The organism is Plantibacter flavus (assembly GCF_900177615.1).
GTDB lineage: Bacteria > Actinomycetota > Actinomycetes > Actinomycetales > Microbacteriaceae > Plantibacter > Plantibacter flavus.
Genome location: NZ_FXAP01000003.1, coordinates 375,883 through 395,085, shown reverse-complemented (window position 1 = coordinate 395,085; position 19,203 = coordinate 375,883). Strand labels below are relative to the sequence as shown.

Genomic DNA, 19,203 nt, shown 5'->3' with positions numbered 1-19,203 from the left:
ACGATGCCCGAAACGTGTACCTTCTGCCGCATCCTGCGTGACGAGCCCGACGACGTCATCTGGGTGGAGCGCGAGGACGAGGCGGTCGCCTTCCGGCCGTTGCCCGAGTCGGAACTCGCCCCCGGCCACACCCTCGTGGTGCCGCGGGCGCACAGCGTCGGCCTGCTGGATGCCGACCCGCGTGCCCTGCAAGCGACGACCGCCCTCGCTCAGCGGGTGGGACGCGCGATGCGGGCGGCGCTCGGTGCGACCGGCGTCGTCGTGCTGAGTGCGTCCGGTGCCGATGCCGGGCAGAGCGTCCCCCACCTCCATCTCCACGTCGTCCCGTGCTGGGATGACGACGGGGTCACGTTCTGGCCCGAGGGCCGCTCGAAGCACCGGGTCGACGGCGACCCGCATGCGCTCCTCGCGGAGATGTTCGAGTAGCCGGAGATCGCTGCTCCTTGAGTTGACCTCAAGACCGATTGAGGTTCTACGGTTGAAGCATGACCATTCCCACCACGCCGTCCGCTGATCCCGATGCCCTCGCCCGCGCCGCGACCGTCGACGGGTTCAAGACGGCGTTCCGTGACCACCCGGCGGGCGTCGCGCTGATCAGTGCCTCGACCGATCGGGGAGACGTCGGGCTGACGGCGTCATCGGTCGCTTCGGTGGCCGTCGACCCTCCGATGCTGTCCTTCTCGGTCACGCGGGCCACGGGGTCCGCGGGCGGACTGCTCAGTGCGGGGACGGTCGTCGTCCACCTCCTGGCGGATCATCACCTGGAGGTCGCGAAGGCGTTCGCCAAGACGGGGGAGCCGCGCTTCACCCCGGAACAGCACTGGGAGCGACTCGCGACCGGCGAGCCCTATCTGCCGAGCGCCCGTGCGGCGCTGCGCTGCCGGATCGTGCAAACGGTCCCGGCCGGCAGCTCGATGCTCGTCATAGCCGAGGTGCTGGAGGTCGTCCCGCCCGGCACGGACGCGCCGGCGCTCGTCTACCAGAACCGCAACTTCCACCGCCTGGAGTCCGACCCGCTCGGCTGATCAGGTGAGGAGCGCGATCGGGCCGATGTCCGCGATCGCCTCGATGACCCGCTCGGGGTGCTCGGCGATCCGGTTCAGGACGTAGAGCCACCACTCGGGTCCGTAGACGAGGTACTCGCGCGTCGCGAACCCGCGGCGGCGGAGGTCGTCGAGCAGTTCGGTGCCGAGTCCCTGCAGCATCTCGAACTCCACATGCGGCTGGCGGAGGTCGTCACCGAGCGCGCCCTCGAGTGCGGCGACCAGGTTGGCGTCGTGGGTGGCGACGTTGACCCGGCGACCCGACCCCACGAGTCGCGTGACCATGCTGATGTAAGCCGCGGTCATCGGCGCGGAGTCGCGGGGGTAGGCCACCTCGGTCGATTCGAGGAAGGCGCCCTTGACGACGCGGATCGGCCCGGGCCGATCCAGCACGCGGTCGAGGTCCGCGGGGGTGCGGTGCAGTCTCGCCTGCAGGGTGACGCCGGTCTCCGGGAACCGGCCGGCGATCTGCTCGTAGATCGACAACACGAGGTCCGTGCGGTCGGAACCCTCCGCGGAGATCATGAGCGAGGTGTCGGCGTCCCGTGCTGCCTGCGCGAGCGCCAGGCCGTTGCGCAGGCCGAGCTCGGGGGAGACGACGGAACCGATGTGCGAGAGGTCGAGCGAGATCGTCGCGGTCTGGTCGGATTCGCTGATCCGGCGGGCGAGGTCGATGAACTCCGCGGTCTGTTCGTCGGCGACACGTGCGTCACGGACGGACTCGCCGACGAGCTCGATGCTCCAGCGATGCCCACGATCGGCGTTCGCTTCGAGGAGCCGCAATGCGGAGGCCGCGTCCTCGCCGGCGATGTATCGCAGGGCGGCCCGCTTGGCGACGGCGGCGGCTTCAGGGTGAGCGAGGACCCGTGCTTTGAGGTCCTCGTCGAGGGCCCAGGCTCGCAGGGTGTCGGCGGCGCGCGACAGCGTCTCGTCGTTCATCAGCATGCTTCGACCCTATCCAGTCGTGGGTGGCGGTCCGGACGGCACCGGGGTCTGGGCTGCACCGAGGTCTGGGCTGCACCGAGTCTGGGCTGCGTCGCCCGTGCGCGCTACGCTCGCTCACGTGGCGAGCTTCGAGGAGAAACCGATCCTGGACCTCACGCTCGATGAGTGGGAGGCCTATCTCGCCGGTGCGCCGAGCGACGCCGGTGTTCGGTTGAAGCTGCGGAAGAAGACCTCGAAGGCGTCGGGGATCACCTGGTCGGAGGCGCTGGACGTCGCCCTCTGCCACGGGTGGATCGACGGGCAGAGCAAACGGTTCGACGACGACTACACGCTGCAGGCGTTCACCCCGCGGCGGAAGAACAGCCCGTGGTCGCAGATCAACCGGGAGCACGTCGCCCGCCTCATCGAGGAGGGGCGGATGCGTCCCGGCGGGCTCGGGGAGATCGAACGAGCCAAGGCCGACGGGCGGTGGGACGTGGCGTATCGGCAGAAGGACGCCGTCGCACCGGACGATCTCCAGGCGGCGCTCGATGCGAACCCCGAGGCGGCGGCGTACTTCGCGACGCTCGGCCGCACCGACCGCTTCCGTGTCTTCTTCCGCCTCAGCAACATCAAGACGCCCGCGATCAGGGCCGCGCGCATCGCGGACGTGGTCGAGAAGGCCGCTCGGGGCGAGCAGCACTACCGCTGATGATGGGGGACCGGCGCGGATGAGAGTGTCACCGAGGGCCGTGTGGCCGGTCGTCCACGAGGAGCGTCGGCGGCTCGTCGCGGACCTGTCGATGCTGGGCGACGAGCAGTGGAGGACGCCGTCGCTCTGCACCGGATGGGATGTGCATGACGTCGTGGCCCATCTCGTCGACTCGGCGAAGACGACGCGGCTGAGGTTCGCCCGACGACTCATCGCCGCGCGGTTCGACTTCGACCTCGACAACGCACGCGGGGTCGAGCGGGAGCGGAGGAACGACCCGCAGGAGACGCTCCGCGCCCTGGCGGACGCCACCGAGCTGACGCACACCCCGCCGGCGAACCTCGCGACCAGGCTCGTCGAGGCCATCGTGCACGGTGAGGACGTCCGCCGGCCGCTCGGCATCAGCGCGGCCTACCCGACAGCCGCGATCCACGTGGCGTTGGAGTACCAGCTCCGGACCGGCGTCTCGATGGGCGGTGGCAAGGAACGCGCCCAGGGGGTTCGGCTCGTCGCCGAGGACGCCGGGGCGAGCTGGGGTGCGGGCGACGAGGTCCGGGGATCGGCGCTCGACCTCTTGCTCGCGGTGTCAGGGCGACCGACCGGGCTGGCTCTGCCGGGGCGGTGAGTGCGGGGCAGGCCCGCTTCCGGTCACCGAGGTGGTGCGGCTTGGCTGCCCTTCGACAGGCTCAGGGACCGAAACGGTTGGGGGGACACTTCTTCCGGTCACTGAGCTTGTCGAAGTGCGCACGAGGAACCCTTCGACAGGCTCTGGGTCCGGGTGTATCCGGGTGAACCTCTTCCGGTCACCGAGGTGGTGCGGCTCGGCTGCCCTTCGACAGGCTCAGGGACCGAAACGGTTCGGGCACACTTCTCCCGGTCACTGAGCTTGTCGAAGTGCTCACGAGGAACCCTTCGACAGGCTCTGGGGCCGAAACGGTTCGGGCACACTTCTCCCGGTCACTGAGCTTGTCGAAGTGCTCACGAGGAACCCTTCGACAGGCTCTGGGACCGAAACGGTTCGGGCACACTTCTTCCGGTCACTGAGCTTGTCGAAGTGCCCACGAGAACACCTCGTCGTTCCTGGTCAGAACGGTGCGGGGTCCGGTTCGGTCCGGTGATGTTTGCCGTTGGGTGTCGTCCAGTCGAGCACGCCGCCGGGTCCGTGTTGAAGGTTCCAGCCGGGGAGGTGCTTCATCCGGTGGTGATGTCGACACAAGCACGCGAGATTGCCGACATCCGTCGCGCCCCCGTCCTCCCACGCGACCGAATGATCGAGGTCACACGCTCTGGCGCGCCTGCCGCAGCCCGGTGCCCGACAGGTGCCGTCCCGGAGGCGCACTGCCCGTTGGAGGTCGGCTGGGACGCGGTACTGATTCCGCCCGACGGAGAGCACCGCACCCGTTTCCGGCTGGACGAGGATGCGGGTGAAGCTTGGTGCGTTCACCGCGATGCGTGCCGCGGTCTCCGGGTCGATGGGGCCGTAGCCGTCGAGCATGCCGGGTGCGTCGGAGACGCCGGCCATGGTGAGCGCGGGGACGGTGATCTGCACGGTCGGCTTGATGTGCTCCTGGACCTCGATCGGGTGCGGGAGCACCGGGCTCGACATGACGTCTTCCGGGGTTACTCCGGTGAGGGCGAGGGCCGCGAGGGCGTCCGCCTGGAGTTGTGCGCAGGTGCGGGTGTCGCCTGCGGCGCGTGACTCCGCCGCGGCCGCTTCGACGCGCTCGATGATGCCCTGGGCGATCGGTGCGGTGGTGAACAGGTGAACCCACGCCATGCCGTCGGCTGCGGGTTCGAACTCGACCCGGCGGTCTGACTCGGAGCGGGTTGCGCGTGCGGTGATCGATTCGGGGTGGAGTCGTTCGCGCAGGACGCGGGCGCTCGTGCGGAGCCCAGCGGCCGTGGTGCGCTCGGCGACGACGAGGACCTTGTCGAGGAACACCGCCCGCCCGGCAGCCGGGACGTCGCAGAGCTGGTCGGTGATCACCTGCGCATGCCGCGCCGAGATCCGGCCGGCCTCGAGCGACGCCAGCACAGCCGGTGCGTCACTCACCAGACGTTCGGCGTCGTTGGTCGCAAGCTGGACCGTCCGCTCCGGCATCCGGGTCGCCATCGCGAGGGCCGCACACGTTGACCGGCGTGAGAGCGCCTGACGTTCAGCCGGCGGGAAGATCGCCGGGACCGTGACGTCCGCGAACGCATCCGCGTAGGCGGCGGAGCGGGCCAGGAGGCGCGCCTTCCGCGCGTCCAGGACGGCCTGTTGCCGGTGGAGCTCGGCCCACTGGTCCGAGAACTCCTCGAGCTGCGCGGCGTACTCGTCGCCTGCGCGGGTCGCGGTGGTGGTCTCGGTCATGGAACCAGTCCACCATGGACCACTGACATTCCAGATGCTGAGTCGAGCCGATTGTGGACGTTGCTCGTGCGCCCTTCGACAGGCTCAGGGGCCGGAGGAGGGATGCCGGGTTCGTGGGGTTCTTCCGTGGGTCCTTCGACAGGCTCAGGGACCGGGGGAGGCGTGCCGGGTTCGTGGGGTTCTTCCGTGGGCCCTTCGACAGGCTCAGGGACCGGGGGAGGTGTGCCGGGTTCGTTGGGGTCTTCGTGGGCCCTTCGACAGGCTCAGGGGCCGGGGGAGGCATGCCGGGTTCGTGGGGTTCTTCCGTGGGTCCTTCGACAGGCTCAGGGACCGGAGGAGGTATGCCGGGTTCGTGGGGTTCTTCCGTGGGTCCTTCGACAGGCTCAGGGACCGCGGGAAGGGTGCCCGATTCGCGGGTCCGTGTGCCCCTCGACAAGCTCAGGGACCGCTGGAAGCGCGCGGGATTCGTGAGGGTCTCCGTGGGCCCTTCGACGGGCTCGGGGACCGGGGGAAGGGCGCGCGATTCGCGTGTCCATGTGCTCTTCTGCGGGCTTGGGGACCGGAGGAGGGCGCTCGACGAGCGGCCGGACGGGTCAGACGGCCCGGGCGAGCAGGTCCGCGACGCGCTTCGCGACGGCGTCGTTCCACGCGGTGACCCCGAACGCGGTCGGCCACAGGTCGCCGTCGTCGAGCTTCGCGGAGTCGTTGAACCCGATGGTCGCGTAGCGCGCCTTGAACTTCGCCGCCGCCTGGAAGAACACGACCGCCTTGCCGTCGGCGCCGACGTAGGCGGGCATGCCGTACCAGGTCTTGGCCGCGAGGCCGGAGTCGCCACCCATGATCAGCTCGTGCAACGGCTCGGCGATCGCGCGGTCGGCGTCCTCCATGTCGGCGATCGCGTCGACGACGGCCTGCATGGCCTCCTCGCGACTCGCTGCCGCCTTCAGCTCTTTGGCGCGCTCCTTCATCGCCGCGCGTTCCTCGGCACTGAATCCACTCTTCGTGCTCGACTGCTTCTCGGCCATGTCGGCGTCCTTCCGTTCGGGGCTGTGGTCCGCCTCTCACGGTAGACCTCAGCCCACTGAGTCGCCCAGAAGTGCTCGAAAACAGCCCGAAAACGGACCGATCCGGGCGACTCAGCCGTCCAGCGCGCCCGGCCCGAGCACCGACTCGACGATGACCCGGATCGCGTACTCGCTGGTCTCGGCGAGGTCGACGTCCGCAGGGTCGATGAGCCACTGCACCTGCAGACCGTCCATGACCGCCAGGATGGACGCCGCCGCACGGTGGATCGTCTCGGGCGCATCCACGCCCCGCTCGGCGCACACCACCTCGAACGCCTCCGCGATCTCACGCCGGAGGGTCCGGTAGCGGTCGTCGAAGTAGTGCCTGGCCGGGTGATCCTCCGTCACCGACTCCGCCGACAGTACGACGAACGCCTGCACGATCCCGGCGCGCTGCGCGTTCGCGGCTGCGGTGCGGATCAGGTGCTTGAACAGGTCGATACCGCCGGGGATGTGCTGGTCGTCGAGGTCCTGCACGTCCGTCGCGTCGCGGTAGCTGAGGACCTCGAGGAGGAGCTGGTCCTTCGATCCGAAGTGGTGCAGGATGCCCGCCGGCGTCATGTCGACGAGCTCGGCGATGTCGATGAGGGTGCCGTTCGCGTACCCCTTGGCGCCGAAGACGTCGAGCGCGGAGCGGACGACCTCTGCTCGCCTCGCCACAGTCGCCGGGCGTGGCTGGGCTGGTCGTTTCGCCGTGTTCTGTCGTTTCACCGTGCTCATGGTGTCCGTTCCGCGGGGGCCTCGATGCGCCCGACACTACCGCGCTTGCCAACTTACTGAATGGTCAGTAAGTTATCACCGAATCCCGACTTGCGCCGCACTGCCGCAGCGCACACCCAAGAGGAGAAAGCGATGAAGCTGAGAACCCCACTGCTGGCCGCGTTCGCGGCCACAGCCCTGCTGCTCACCGGATGCACCGGTGGCGGCGGGTCGAGCGACGGCCCCGAGAGCGGCGCCGCCCTGACGATCGCGAAGCCGGACGGCTCGATCGCCACCGAATCCAACAACCCCTACGTCGGCGACTCGTCCGCCATGAAACTCGGCTACATCAACGCGATCCTGGAGCCGCTCGCGATCGTCAACCTCGTCGACCCGAGCGCTGAGGTGAAGCCCTGGCTCGCCTCCGAGATCGCCTGGTCCGACGACTACACCTCCGTCGCGCTGACCGCTCGCGACGGCGTCACCTGGAACGACGGCGAGGCGTTCAGCGCTGACGACATCGCGTTCACCTTCCAGCAGTTCATCGACCACCCGGAGCTCGACAACTCGGCCCTCGGCCTCACCACGGTGGCGACCGAGGGCGACACCGTCACCCTGTCGTTCACGAACCCCATGTTCGTGAAGCAGGACAAGGTGCTCCTCAAGCAGATCGTCCCGAAGCACGTGTGGGAGTCCGTCGACGACCCCGCCACCTTCGAGAACCCCGAGCCCGTCGGCACCGGTCCGTACACGCTCACGAGCTTCAGCACCGAGAGCGTCGAGCTCTCCGCCCGCGACGACTACTGGGGTGAGCAGCCGGCCGTGCCGACGCTCTACTACGTGTCGTACAACGACAACACGGCCCTCACCACCGCCCTCGCGAACGGCGACGCCGACTGGGCGCAGGCCTTCATCCCGAACGTGCAGTCCGCGTACCTCGACAAGGACAAGGAGCACAACGTCTACTGGGCGGCCGCCGGTCTCGCCGTCGACGCGATGTTCGTGAACACGCAGACGAAGCCGTTCAACGACCCCGCGTTCCGCCAGGCGGTGAACCTCGTCATCGACCGCGAGCAGCACCAGCAGATCGCCCGTGAGGGCGGCGTCCCGGAGCTCAGCTCGGTGACCGGGCTCCCGACCCCGGCGGGCGACGCGTTCATCGCTTCCGCGTTCGAGGGCGAGGACTATACCGTCGACGCGAAGGCCGCAAAGCAGGTCCTGACCGACGCCGGCTACACCTGGGAGGACGACGTCCTCACCGACCCGTCCGGCGAGGCCGTCACCTTCACGCTGTCGGTGCCGCAGGGCTGGAACGACTACGTGACCGGCATCAGCCTCATCGCCGACTCGGTCAAGACGCTGGGCGTCACTGCCACGGTCGACACCCCCGACCAGGACACCTGGTGGGCGGCGAAGTCGGACGGCGACTTCCAGGCCATCCTGCACTGGACCGACACCGGCGCGACGCCGTACGACCTGTACTCCGACATCATGGACGGCCGCTGGCTCGTCGCCGAGGGTGAGGCGGCCGACTTCAACTTCGGTCGGTACGACAGCCCAGAGGCCACCGCGGCGCTCGCCGCCTACGCCAACGCGACGGACGACGCCACGCGCGCAGCCGCCCTCGAGACGGTGCAGAAGCTGTTCGTCTCCGACGTCCCGGCCATGCCGATCGGCACGCGCCCGTTCATCGGTTCGTACAACACGCGGAACTACACCGGATGGCCGAGCGAGGACGACCCCTACGCGCCCGCCGACCCGACGCAGCCGACCGCGGTCTACATCCTCACGCAGCTCAAGGCCGCGAAGTAGGCACGGGCACCACACCGACGGGTGGGGCGCTCATCCGCCCCGCCCGTCACCTCCCGCATGCGCAACGGCATGCACCGCGATCAGCACAGAACGGACTCATGCAGTGACCAACGACGACCTGCTGACGGTCCGGCGCCGCTCCTCACCAGCACAGAACGGACTCATGCAGTGACCAACGACGACCTGCTGACGGTGTCCTCCTTCAGCGTCACCTACGACGTGGAACCACCCGTCGAAGCCGTGCGCGACGTCTCGCTCACCCTCCGCCGCGGCGAGATCCTCGGCCTCGCCGGCGAGTCCGGCTGCGGCAAGACCACCCTCGCCTACGGCCTGCAACGGCTCCTCAAACCACCGGCGGTCATCACGGGTGGGACCGCCGTCTTCCACGACGAGTCCGGCGAGGACATCGACCTCGGCCTGCTCGGCGAGGAGGAGATGCGCGCGTTCCGCTGGGACAAGGCCTCCATGGTGTTCCAGGGCGCGATGAACGCCCTCAACCCGGTCACCTCGATCGGGCGGCAGCTCGACGACGTCTTCACCACGCACCGCCGCGGCATGTCACGCGCCGAACGTCGCGAGGAGGCGGGCAAGCTGCTCGACATCGTCGGGGTCGGCCGCGACCGCCTGAAGTCCTACCCCCACGAGCTCTCCGGCGGCATGCGCCAGCGGGTCATGATCGCGATGGCGCTCGCCCTGAAGCCGCAGCTGATGATCATGGACGAGCCGACCACCGCGCTCGATGTGCTCGTGCAGCGCGAGATCCTCCAACAGATCTCCGAGCTCCGCACCGAGTTCGGCTTCTCGGTCATCTTCATCACCCACGACCTCCCGCTGCTCCTCGAGATCTCCGACCGCATCGCCGTCATGCGTGCCGGCCGGCTCGTCGAGATCGACACGGCGGAACGCATCTACCGACAGGCGAAGGACCCGTACACGCGGAAGCTGCTCGCGTCCTTCCCGAGCCTCACCGGCGAGCGCGGCGACTTCGTCCGTGGGACCGGTGCCGCCACGTCGGCCACCCAGGCAGGAGTGACCGCATGACCACCCTCGAGTTCTCGCACGTCTCGAAGCGCTACCGGGTCCGTGGCTCCGGTCACATGCTCGCGCTCGACGACGTCAGTTTCACCCTGCGGTCCGGCCGGACGCTCGCCCTCGTCGGTCAGTCCGGCAGTGGCAAGTCGACCATCGCGAAGATCCTCACCCAGTTGGAACGGGCGACGAGCGGCGACATCCTGCTCGACGGCAAAGCCATCCCGCGTCGTGGTCGTGCACTCCGCCGCTACCGTCAGCAGGTCCGCATGGTCTTCCAGGACCCGTTCGCCTCGCTGAACCCGTCGCACACGATCCGTCACCATCTGGAGCGACCGCTGCGCCTCGACCACGTCGTCCCTGAGGCCGAGGTGGAGGACGAGGTGCATCGCCTCCTCGAGCGCGTGCAGCTCGACCCGGCCGGCACGATCGACCGCCGGCCCCACGAACTGTCCGGCGGTCAGCGCCAGCGGGTCGCCATCGCCCGTGCGCTCGCGTCGCGTCCGTCCCTCCTCATCGCCGACGAGCCCGTCTCGATGCTCGACGTCTCCATCCGGCTGGGTGTCCTCAACCTCCTGGCCGAGCTGCAGCGCGAGTCGCAACTCGGCGTGCTCTACATCACGCACGACCTCGCGACCGCGCGGCACTTCAGCGACGAGATCATGGTCCTGCACCACGGCGAGGTGGTCGAGCGGGGCCTGGCCGACGACGTGATCCTCCGCCCGCAGCACCCCTACACGCTCGCCCTCCGCAACGCGTCGCCCGACCCCGACCGCCACTTCGCGGGAACGGAGACCATCGCATGACCTTCTTCCTCCGTCGCGCCGCCTTCTACGCGTTCACCGCGTGGGCCGCGATCACGATCAACTTCTTCCTGCCACGGATGCTCAAGGGCGACCCGGTGTCGGCGTACATCGCCAAGAACCAGGGCCGCATCAGCCCCGAGGCAGCGGACTCACTGCGCACCCTGTTCGGACTCGACGCCGACAAGTCGATGCTCGAGCAGTACCTCGACTACTGGCGGTTGCTCTTCTCGGGCGACCTCGGACGGTCCTTCTCGAAGGGCCTCGCGCCCGTCACCGACGTGATCGCCGCCGCCCTGCCCTGGACCGTGGGACTCGTCGGGATCGCGACGATCCTGTCGTTCGTCCTCGGCACGTCCATCGGCGCCCTCATCGGCTGGCGGCGCGGCAGCAAGGCGGACTTCATCGTCCCGCTGTCCACCTTCTTCTCGACGGTGCCGTACTTCTGGATGGGCCTCATCGCGATCGCGGTGTTCTCCACCCTGCTCGGCTGGTTCCCCGCCTCCCATGCCTACGGCAAGGGATCGAGGCCCGAGTTCTCGCTCGACTTCTTCGGGCAGGTGATCGCGCACGGCTTCCTGCCGGCGGCGACGATCGTGCTCGCCTCGCTCGGCGGCTGGATCCTCGGCATGCGCAACATGATGGTCACCGTCCTCGACGAGGACTACGTGACCGTCGCCCAGGCGAAGGGGCTGCCGACCCGCCGGGTGCTCGTCGACTACGCCGCACGCAACGCGATGCTGCCGCAGCTGTCGAGCTTCGCCCTGTCGCTCGGCTTCATCGTCGGCGGCACGATCGTCATGGAGATGGTCTTCTCCTACCCGGGCGTCGGCAAGCTGCTGCTCGACGCCACGACGGCGAAGGACTACCCGCTCATGCAGGGGCTCTTCCTCGTCATCACGCTCACCGTCCTCGTCGCGAACATCCTGGCCGACGTCGCCTACGCGGTGCTCGACCCCCGCACCCGCCAGATGGAGTCCTGACATGACCATCCCCACCACCGAGGCCCTCGCCACCGCCGAGGCGCCCAAGCCGACGCCCGCGGGCCGCTCGGTCGCCGCCCGCTTCGCGTCGTCGTTCGCGATGTTCCGCAACGGCAAGTCGATCGCCGGGCTCTGCATCCTCGGGTTCTTCGTCCTCGTCGCGGTCTTCGGTGACCTCATCGCGCCGTACGGCCCGCTCGAGAAGGACTTCACCGCGCTGCGCCAGGCGCCGTCCGCCGCGCACCTGCTGGGCACGACGCACATGGGTGAGGACGTCCTGAGCCAGCTTATCTACGGCACCCGGGGCGTGCTCCTCGTCGGCTTCCTGGCCGGGATCTTCGCGACGATCATCGCCGTCGCCATCGGGGTCACCGCCGGGTACGTCTCGGGGTTCACGAGCGAGTCGCTGTCCGCGCTGACGAACGTCTTCCTCGTCATCCCGGGTCTCCCGCTCATGATCATCGTGGCGTCCCAGTACGACAACCCGAGCCTGTTCCTCATCGCCGGGGTCCTGGCGCTCACCGGGTGGGCGTGGGGCGGCCGGGTGCTCCGCGCGCAGACGATGTCGCTGCGGAACCGCGACTTCATCCAGGCGGCGAAGGCGAACGGGGAGTCCCTCTTCCGGATCATCACCGTCGAGATGCTGCCGAACCTCACCGCCATCATCGCCTCGAGCTTCGTCGGCACGGTCACCGCTGCAGTGCTCGGGCTCACCACGCTCGCGTTCATCGGCGTCATCCCGATCACGAACCTCAACTGGGGCACCATCCTGTTCTGGGCGCAGCAGAACGGTGCGTTCCCCGACTTCTGGTGGTGGTACGTCCCCGCAGGCGTCTGCATCGCCCTGCTCGGTGTCGCACTGTCGCTCATCAACTTCGGGATCGACGAGTACGTGAACCCGAGGCTCCGCTCGGCGGGTGAACGCGCCAGGGCCCTGCGCAAGCGCGGTATCAAGCCCGGGGCGAGTGTCACCGCCGTCCGCACCGAGACGACCGGCCCGTCCACGATCACCGACACGACTCACACCGAACGCGCTGGAGCCACCGAACGATGAAGACCGACACCGCCCCTCACCTCGAGGACGCCCGCTACCTCGACGCCACACTGCCCATAGCGGCCCGCGTCGACGACCTCGTCGAGCGGATGACCGTCCGCGAGAAGGTCGGGCAGATGATGCAACTCGACGCGCGCGACGACATCGAGGCCCACGTCCTCGAGACGCACGTCGGCTCGATCCTGCACGCCTCGCCGGAGCGTCTCGTGGTCGCCCATGAACTCGTCGGGCGCACGCGACTGCGGATCCCGCTGATCGTGGGGGAGGACTGCATCCACGGTCACTCCTTCCACCTCGGCGCGACGATCTTCCCGACGCAACTGGCGATGGCCGCGAGCTGGGACGCGGGGCTGCTCGAACGGGTCGCCAGGGCCACGGCCGTCGAGGTCGCCGCGACGGGTGTCCACTGGACGTTCTCGCCGGTGCTCTGCATCGCCCGTGACCTCCGCTGGGGCCGCGTCGGTGAGACCTTCGGCGAGGACCCGTTCCTCATCGGTGAGCTGGCCTCCGCGATGGTGCGCGGCTACCAGGGCGACGGCCTGTCCGACCCGACCGCCATCCTCGCGACGGCCAAGCACTTCGCCGGCTACTCCGAGACGCAGGGTGGGCGCGACGCGAGCGAGGCCGACATCTCCCCGCGCAAGCTGCGGTCATGGTTCCTCCCGCCGTTCGAGCGGGTCGCCCGCGAGGGCTGCGCCAGCTTCATGCTCGGCTACCAGTCGATCGACGGGGTGCCGATCACGGTCAACGAGTGGCTGCTGGGCGACGTCCTGCGCGGTGAGTGGGGGTACGAGGGGACGCTCATCACCGACTGGGACAACGTGGGCCGCATGGTGTGGGAGCAGCACGTCAGCCCGGACTACGTGCACGCCTCGGCTGCCGCGATCCGAGCCGGCAACGACATGGTGATGACCACGCCCGGCTTCTTCGCGGGCGCTCTGGAGGCGCTCGAGCGCGGGCTGCTCGAGGAGGCCGACCTCGACCGGGCGGTCCGTCGCATCCTCACCCTGAAGTTCGCGCTCGGGCTCTTCGAGCACCCACGGCACCCGGACTCCGCTGAGCAGCTCGCGGTGATCGGCTCGCCGGAGCACACCGAGCTCAACCTCGAGACCGCGCGGCGTTCCCTCGTCCTGCTCCGCAACGAGGGCGTGCTGCCGCTCGCCGGCGGCTACCGGGCGGACGAGGCAGGCAGGGCGATCGCGACGTCCGAGGCCGGGCCGCAGCGCATCGCCGTCGTGGGTCCGCTCGCGGACGACGCGCAGATGCAGCTCGGCGACTGGGCGGGCAACTCCGGCCAGGCCGGTTGGTTGCCCGACGGCCAGCCGCGCGAGATGATCACCACCGTGGTCGACGGCCTGCGTGCGGTCGCACCCGCCGGGAGCACGGTCACGACCGCGTTCGGAGCGGACATCCTCACGCTCTCACCCGATCCCGCCGGGGCGACCTTCCCCGACGGTCAGCCGCGTCCGCCGGTCGTCACGCCCGCGCGACCCGACGAGGCGCTCATCGCGGAAGCCGTCGCGCTGGCCGAGGACGCCGATGTGGTCGTCGCCGTCGTGGGCGACCGCATCGAGCTCGTGGGGGAGGGCCGCTCCACCGCGACGCTCGAGCTCATCGGCGGACAGGTGGCACTGCTCGACGCCCTGGCGGCCACCGGCAAGCCGATCGTCGTGGTCCTGCTCGCTTCGAAGCCGCTCGTGCTGCCGCCGTCCGCGCTGCACGCCGACGCGATCGTGTGGGCGGCGAGCCCCGGCATGCAGGGTGGCCGCGCGATCGCGGAACTCCTGCTCGGTCTCATCGAGCCGACCGGTCGCCTGCCGATCTCCTTCGCGCGGCACGCCGGCCAGCAGCCGACGTACTACAACCAGATCCGCGGACAGCACGGCGACCGCTATGCCGACCTCACCCAGGAGCCTGCGTTCGCGTTCGGCGACGGGCTGTCCTACTCGAGCGTCGAGTACGGGGAGCCGCGCCTCGACCAGGCCGTCTACGGACGTGACGACACCGTGCGCGCCGAGGTCGAGGTGCGCAACAGCGGGTCGCGCCCCGTCCTCGAGACGGTGCAGGTGTACGTCAGCGACCTCGTCACCTCGGTCAGCTGGGCCGACCAGGAGCTGAAGACGTTCCGCCAGGTCGCGATCCAACCGGGCGACACGGCGACGGTCACGATCGAGCTGCCCGTCGCCGACTGCTCCATCGTCGACGCGAGGGGACGACGGGTCGTCGAAGCGGGCGAGTTCGAGCTGCGGGTGGGCGGCTCCTCACGGGCCGATGCGCTGCACGCGGTCCGCTTCACGATCACCGACTGAGCCGTCGGCCGCCGGAACCCTCACGAGGCCGCACGAAGTCCCTCCTGTTTCGTGCAGCACCCGTGAGTGGTCCCGAGGACTACGCCAGTTCGTCCGCGTCAGCGCGGACGGTGACCTCGCCGCCGTTGGCGCCGTGCATCAGGTCCTCGAGCAGGGGCCGGTCCATCTCGAACGTCTCGTCCGAATCGAAGCTGAACTGCAGCGGGATCGACGGGTGCAGCCAGAGCGTGACGCGGCCGCGCTCCGTCGAGGTGTCGCGCAGGGTCACCGAGAACGACTCGTTCCGACGGAGCTTCATGAGGGTGATGGTCTTGACGTGAGCCAGCATCCGGTCTTCGAGGTGGAACCGGTTCTCGCCCGTGCCGTATACGATCGCGCCCATGTGCTGTGCCCTTCTCCGGGCCTCCGACGATCGACACGGCGAGATGCGCCGGTGTCGAGCGGCCAGCCTGGAGACCCACTTCAATGTCCGCCGAACAAGTGTAGGAAACTTGAAATCGTCGTTCTGAACTGTTGATTTCCAGGTGTCGGCTGCGCTATGCCAGCTTCCGCTGGCGAGGCGGTCAGGACAGCAGGTCGGGGTCCTGTCCCTGGGGGAGTGCCGAGGACGGCGTGTCCTGGGAAGGACCGTCCGGTGTGCCCATCGCGATGCCGATCCCGGGGCCGATCAGGATGGTGATGGGCTCCAGCTGACCCTCACCACGGTCGACCTGCAGCCACCGGAACTGTCCGGCGGAGATGCTGTCGAGCACCTCGGCACGGAACTCGTCCGGATCCTCGACGGCGATCGAGTACGGAAGTCCCTGGTAGACGATCTCCATACGGCTCATGCGACTTGTCCTGTCCGGCTCGGAGCGGGCTCCGCGATGACCGAGAGGCCGTGGGCGGAGTTCGCCGTGACGTTCAGCGCGTCGATCCACGCGCGGTTGAGGTCGATCGGGACGCTGCCCGAGTACTTGAAACGCAACGGCACCGAGGGGTGGATCCAGATGACGCTGCGTCCGTCGCCGGCGCGCGGGTCGTCCTTCCAACCGAAGTAGAAGGCCTCGTTCCGGCGGAGCTTCGCACCGATCACGAACTGCAGGTGCGCAAGCAGCCGGTCCTCGAAGGTGATCGAGACCTCAGAACCGTAGATCAGTTTTCCCATGGCGGGCCGTGCTCTCCTCGTTGTGCGTCACGCGGTGTCCATCGCAGTGTCGCTTCACCTTAAGACTCCCGGCTCCGAAAACCCAGCTGAGCGCCGCGCGGGCGCGAATGGAATGCTTCGGCGTCGATGTCAAGGGCCCCGGGATCGACAGGTACGGTGCGTAACCTGCCGTGCAGGAGGTGCCAACCATGGCAACAGCAGAGAAGACCAGCAAGACCGAGAGCACGACCCGATCGGCTCCCGGAGGATCCGGGCCGAAGCCCACCCGTCGGCAGAACGCCGAGAAGGGCTTCGTCGCGTCGAAGGAACTCGACGCGAACATGCAGGCCGTCCTCGTCGACCTCATCGAGCTGTCGATCCAGGGCAAGCAGGCGCACTGGAACGTCATCGGACGCAACTTCCGCGACACGCACCTGCAGCTCGACGAGATCATCGACGCCGCTCGCGAGTTCAGCGACACCGTCGCGGAGCGCATGCGTGCCCTGCACGCCGTGCCGGACGGCCGCAGCGACATCGTCGCCGAGACCACGACACTGCCCGAATACCCGCAGGGCGAGATCGACACCTCGGAGACCATCGACCTGATCACCGTCCGACTGGAGGCGACCGTCGGCACGATGCGTCGGGTCCACGACGAGGTCGACGACGAGGACCCGACGAGCGCGGACATCCTCCACGCGATCATCCAGCAGCTGGAGCAGTTCGCGTGGATGATCAGCGCGGAGAACCGGACGGCGACCCGCAGTCGCTGACCTGCAGTCGGTGACCCTGGGCGGCGCCCGACGACCACGCGTCGTCGGCAGCGCCGCCCGGTCGTTCGTCGACGACCAAGGGCTGGCGACGACTACTTGTCGTCGGCGCCGCCACCCGACGCCGTGTCCTCGCCGTCGTTCGGCTCGGAACCGTCGGAGCCCGAACCGTCGGGGATCTCTTCCGCGTCAGGACGTGAGGATGATGCAGATGCGTTCGTCATGTTCGCTTCCTTCCTGGTTGTCGCCATCGGAGATGACCAGACCAACGCTAGGCCGCGGAGCTGATCGGCGCGTGGGGGTTGACGCTTCGACAGGGCCAGACCACCATGGCGGCTGTGATGAGCGGTGATGAGGTGACCGGGCGCGAGACCCCGACGGGGAGCATCCGCACACCGAAGCAACGGGTCGGCGCGTGGGTCATGCCCGCGCTCCGTCCGTGGCGCCTCATGCTCGCGCTCAAGGTCGCCATCGCGGCCACCGCCGCCTGGTTCCTCGGCAGCCTGCTCCCGGGCGAGCTCGGCGACTTCTCCTACTACGCACCGCTCGGCGCCCTCGTGAGCCTCACGCCGACGCTCATGGACTCGGTGCGCTCGAGCTTGCAGACCCTCATCGGTCTGGGCCTCGGCATCGGACTCGCGTGGCTGCTCATCATCTCGCCCGCGCCCGGCGGGGTGTCCGTCTCGTTGTCGGTGGGGCTCGGCACGCTGCTCGCCGGGCTGCCTGGGCTCGGACAGGGCCGTGACTACGTCCCCATCGCGGCGCTGTTCGTCATCATCATCGGCGGAGCGAACGCCAACGACTTCTCGGTCGGCTATCTCGTGCAGATGGCCCTCGGCGTGCTCGTCGGGCTCCTCGTGAACCTGCTCATCATGCCGCCGCTGTTCGTCCGCGAGTCGGCAGCGGGGATCACTGCCGCGAGGTCGCGGATGGTCGGTGCTCTCCGGAGCATGTCGGACACCCTCCGATCCGAGTCGGCACCGACCCCGGACGACCCGCCGTCCTGGGACAGCTCGCTGCTCGCCATCCGGCACGACGTCGACGCCGCCCGCGGGCTGATGAAGGACGCCGCGGAGAGCCGTCGGGCCAACCCGCGCACGCGGTGGAACCGGCACGACTTCCGCGGGGATGAGGGGGCGCTCGCCGCCCTTGAACGGATCGCGCCGGTGGTCGTGGAGATCGGTGACGCCCTGCGTGCGGCGCTCTGGGGGATCCCGGTGCCGGTCGACCTCGACGAGGGCGTCCGGAGTGCGCTCGCCGATGCGATCGACGCCTCGGCCGACCTCGTCGAGGCCGCGATCGACGACGAGCGTCTCTCCGAGGCGCTGCGTACCTCCGACCGGGCGCTGACGATGCTGCGGCGGGCGGTGCGTTCGGCTCATGCGGGTGCGAACGGGGCCGCGGGTCGCGAGCCGGACGACGATGACCCGGCGGAGGATGCGGGCGGCGAGAACCTGCTGTTCGCGCTGCGCCGCATCCACGCCGAGATCGAGCGCTCGGAGCGTTCGCCCGACGCCTGACCGGTGCCCGGCGCGCCCGGTCCTCAGAGGATCGGCTTACCGCCGGTCACCGCGATCACGGCACCCGAGATGTAGCTCCCCTCGTCCGAGGCGAGCAGCACATAGGGCGGAGCGACCTCGGCAGGCTGCCCCGGACGCCCGAGCGGGGTGTCCGTCCCGAACGACTCGACCGTCTCGGGCGGCATCGTCGACGGGATCAGGGGCGTCCAGATCGGACCGGGGGCGACCGCGTTCACGCGGATCCCGTCGCCGCCGAGCATCTGGGCGAGCGAGGCCGTCATGCTCGCGAGACCCGCCTTGGTCATGGCGTAGGGCATGAGCTGCGGCGACGGTGAGTCGGCCTGCACCGAGCTCGTCGCGATGATCGAGGAACCCGGGGCCATGTGCGGGACGGCCGCCTTGCTCAGGTGGAAGAACGCGCTCAGGTTCGTGGCGAGCGTGTGGTCCCACTCCTCGTCCGGGATCTCGGCGAGCGTCTCCCGCGTCATCTGGTACGCGGCGTTGCTCACCAGGATGTCGACCTTCCCGAAGCGTTCGACCGTCGTGCGGACGATCTCGCGGCAGTGCTCGGGGCTCGTCAGGTCACCACTGATGCTGAGGGCGGTCCGGCCGGCCTCCTCGACCCAGCGGACCGTGTCGGCCGCGTCCTCGTCCTCGTCGAGGTAGCTGACGACGACGTCCGCCCCTTCGCGGGCGTAGGCGATCGCGACGGCCTTGCCGATGCCGCTGTCGCCGCCGGTGATGATGGCGACCTTGCCCTCGAGTTTGCCCGAGCCCCGGTAGCCGGTCTCGCCGTGGTCGGCCTGCGGTGTGAGTGCTCCCTCGGTCCCGGGCGGTTGCTGCTGCTGAGCGGGCTGATTCATGGTGTTCCTCCCTGTGCTGCTGTGGATCCGTGCTGCTGTGGATGGCGGCATGCTGCGGTTGTGGTGCTCCAACCCAAGCCGATCCGAGCGATCCGCCTCCAGGGGTTGACGCCCGCCCGGCACCGGGCGTCCAGCGCTA

At 69.1% G+C, this 19,203-nt stretch carries 21 protein-coding genes; 12 read left to right on the top strand and 9 right to left on the bottom strand.

Annotated elements, in window-relative coordinates:
* The first annotated feature begins 3 nt into the window (after nt 1–3).
* Nucleotides 4–426 carry an HIT family protein gene (locus B9Y95_RS11885; protein ID WP_085512206.1) on the top strand — a complete coding sequence of 141 codons (423 nt, stop codon included), beginning with the start codon at nt 4–6 and terminating at the stop codon, nt 424–426.
* Nucleotides 427–485: 59 nt separating this feature from the next.
* Complete coding sequence (locus B9Y95_RS11880) at nt 486–1,025, top strand: flavin reductase family protein (protein ID WP_085512058.1); 540 nt, start codon at nt 486–488, stop codon at nt 1,023–1,025.
* On the opposite strand, the gene B9Y95_RS11875 is transcribed toward B9Y95_RS11880, so the two are convergent.
* Nucleotides 1,026–1,988: a proline dehydrogenase family protein gene (locus B9Y95_RS11875; protein WP_200811396.1), complete on the bottom strand. Its 963-nt coding sequence runs from the start codon at nt 1,986–1,988 to the stop codon at nt 1,026–1,028. It abuts the gene before it with no gap.
* A 118-nt stretch (nt 1,989–2,106) separates the two neighbouring features.
* Here B9Y95_RS11875 and B9Y95_RS11870 point away from each other — a divergent pair, with 118 nt between their 5' ends.
* On the top strand, nt 2,107–2,679 hold the full coding sequence (locus B9Y95_RS11870) for a YdeI/OmpD-associated family protein (protein WP_085512204.1): 573 nt from the start codon (nt 2,107–2,109) through the stop codon (nt 2,677–2,679).
* 19 nt (nt 2,680–2,698) lie between these two features.
* The gene (locus B9Y95_RS11865) at nt 2,699–3,304 is read left to right on the top strand and encodes a maleylpyruvate isomerase family mycothiol-dependent enzyme (protein ID WP_085512057.1); all 606 of its coding nucleotides are present in this window, start codon (nt 2,699–2,701) and stop codon (nt 3,302–3,304) included.
* Between the two features lie 459 nt (nt 3,305–3,763).
* Here the strand turns inward: B9Y95_RS11865 and B9Y95_RS11860 are convergent, their stop codons facing one another.
* From B9Y95_RS11860 to B9Y95_RS11850, 3 genes are all read right to left on the bottom strand, one after another.
* A complete protein-coding gene (locus tag B9Y95_RS11860; RefSeq protein WP_085512056.1) occupies nt 3,764–5,032 on the bottom strand; it encodes an HNH endonuclease signature motif containing protein in 1,269 nt (422 codons plus the stop codon).
* Nucleotides 5,033–5,625: 593 nt separating this feature from the next.
* Nucleotides 5,626–6,057, bottom strand: coding sequence for a hypothetical protein (locus tag B9Y95_RS11855; protein WP_085512055.1), 432 nt, complete (start codon nt 6,055–6,057; stop codon nt 5,626–5,628).
* A 111-nt stretch (nt 6,058–6,168) separates the two neighbouring features.
* Entirely contained in the window at nt 6,169–6,816 is a 648-nt protein-coding gene (locus B9Y95_RS11850) for a TetR/AcrR family transcriptional regulator (RefSeq protein ID WP_079704852.1), read from the bottom strand.
* A gap of 132 nt (nt 6,817–6,948) precedes the next feature.
* Here B9Y95_RS11850 and B9Y95_RS11845 point away from each other — a divergent pair, with 132 nt between their 5' ends.
* The 6 genes from B9Y95_RS11845 (at nt 6,949) to B9Y95_RS11820 (ending at nt 14,785) form a co-directional block, all read left to right on the top strand.
* Nucleotides 6,949–8,607, top strand: a complete 1,659-nt coding sequence (locus tag B9Y95_RS11845; RefSeq protein WP_085512054.1) for an ABC transporter substrate-binding protein — start codon at nt 6,949–6,951, stop codon at nt 8,605–8,607.
* A 168-nt stretch (nt 8,608–8,775) separates the two neighbouring features.
* The gene (locus B9Y95_RS11840; RefSeq protein WP_234994087.1) at nt 8,776–9,648 is read left to right on the top strand and encodes an ABC transporter ATP-binding protein; all 873 of its coding nucleotides are present in this window, start codon (nt 8,776–8,778) and stop codon (nt 9,646–9,648) included.
* Nucleotides 9,645–10,442, top strand: coding sequence for an ABC transporter ATP-binding protein (locus B9Y95_RS11835; protein WP_085512053.1), 798 nt, complete (start codon nt 9,645–9,647; stop codon nt 10,440–10,442). Before B9Y95_RS11840 ends, B9Y95_RS11835 begins: the two co-directional genes overlap by 4 nt.
* On the top strand, nt 10,439–11,422 hold the full coding sequence (locus tag B9Y95_RS11830) for an ABC transporter permease (RefSeq protein ID WP_079704856.1): 984 nt from the start codon (nt 10,439–10,441) through the stop codon (nt 11,420–11,422). Before B9Y95_RS11835 ends, B9Y95_RS11830 begins: the two co-directional genes overlap by 4 nt.
* 1 nt (nt 11,423) lies before the next feature.
* On the top strand, nt 11,424–12,476 hold the full coding sequence (locus tag B9Y95_RS11825; protein WP_085512052.1) for an ABC transporter permease: 1,053 nt from the start codon (nt 11,424–11,426) through the stop codon (nt 12,474–12,476).
* Complete coding sequence (locus tag B9Y95_RS11820; RefSeq protein WP_085512051.1) at nt 12,473–14,785, top strand: exo-beta-d-1,3/1,6-glucosidase; 2,313 nt, start codon at nt 12,473–12,475, stop codon at nt 14,783–14,785. Before B9Y95_RS11825 ends, B9Y95_RS11820 begins: the two co-directional genes overlap by 4 nt.
* A 79-nt stretch (nt 14,786–14,864) precedes the next feature.
* Here the strand turns inward: B9Y95_RS11820 and B9Y95_RS11815 are convergent, their stop codons facing one another.
* The 3 genes from B9Y95_RS11815 to B9Y95_RS11805 all read right to left on the bottom strand — a co-directional run bounded on the left by B9Y95_RS11815 (nt 14,865) and on the right by B9Y95_RS11805 (nt 15,932).
* The gene (locus B9Y95_RS11815; protein ID WP_085512050.1) at nt 14,865–15,167 is read right to left on the bottom strand and encodes a DUF7882 family protein; all 303 of its coding nucleotides are present in this window, start codon (nt 15,165–15,167) and stop codon (nt 14,865–14,867) included.
* 181 nt (nt 15,168–15,348) lie between these two features.
* Nucleotides 15,349–15,615, bottom strand: coding sequence for a hypothetical protein (locus B9Y95_RS11810; RefSeq protein WP_086472956.1), 267 nt, complete (start codon nt 15,613–15,615; stop codon nt 15,349–15,351).
* Nucleotides 15,612–15,932, bottom strand: coding sequence for a DUF7882 family protein (locus B9Y95_RS11805; RefSeq protein ID WP_064297077.1), 321 nt, complete (start codon nt 15,930–15,932; stop codon nt 15,612–15,614). Before B9Y95_RS11805 ends, B9Y95_RS11810 begins: the two co-directional genes overlap by 4 nt.
* 188 nt (nt 15,933–16,120) lie before the next feature.
* On the opposite strand from B9Y95_RS11805, the gene B9Y95_RS11800 reads away from it, so the two are divergent.
* Nucleotides 16,121–16,684 carry a Dps family protein gene (locus tag B9Y95_RS11800; protein WP_085512048.1) on the top strand — a complete coding sequence of 188 codons (564 nt, stop codon included), beginning with the start codon at nt 16,121–16,123 and terminating at the stop codon, nt 16,682–16,684.
* A gap of 92 nt (nt 16,685–16,776) precedes the next feature.
* Here the strand turns inward: B9Y95_RS11800 and B9Y95_RS21105 are convergent, their stop codons facing one another.
* Nucleotides 16,777–16,905 carry a hypothetical protein gene (locus tag B9Y95_RS21105; RefSeq protein WP_255467562.1) on the bottom strand — a complete coding sequence of 43 codons (129 nt, stop codon included), beginning with the start codon at nt 16,903–16,905 and terminating at the stop codon, nt 16,777–16,779.
* A gap of 117 nt (nt 16,906–17,022) precedes the next feature.
* On the opposite strand from B9Y95_RS21105, the gene B9Y95_RS11795 reads away from it, so the two are divergent.
* Complete coding sequence (locus B9Y95_RS11795; RefSeq protein ID WP_123539671.1) at nt 17,023–18,201, top strand: aromatic acid exporter family protein; 1,179 nt, start codon at nt 17,023–17,025, stop codon at nt 18,199–18,201.
* A gap of 23 nt (nt 18,202–18,224) precedes the next feature.
* Here the strand turns inward: B9Y95_RS11795 and B9Y95_RS11790 are convergent, their stop codons facing one another.
* Nucleotides 18,225–19,064 carry an SDR family oxidoreductase gene (locus B9Y95_RS11790; protein WP_085512046.1) on the bottom strand — a complete coding sequence of 280 codons (840 nt, stop codon included), beginning with the start codon at nt 19,062–19,064 and terminating at the stop codon, nt 18,225–18,227.
* Nucleotides 19,065–19,203: the final 139 nt, after the last annotated feature.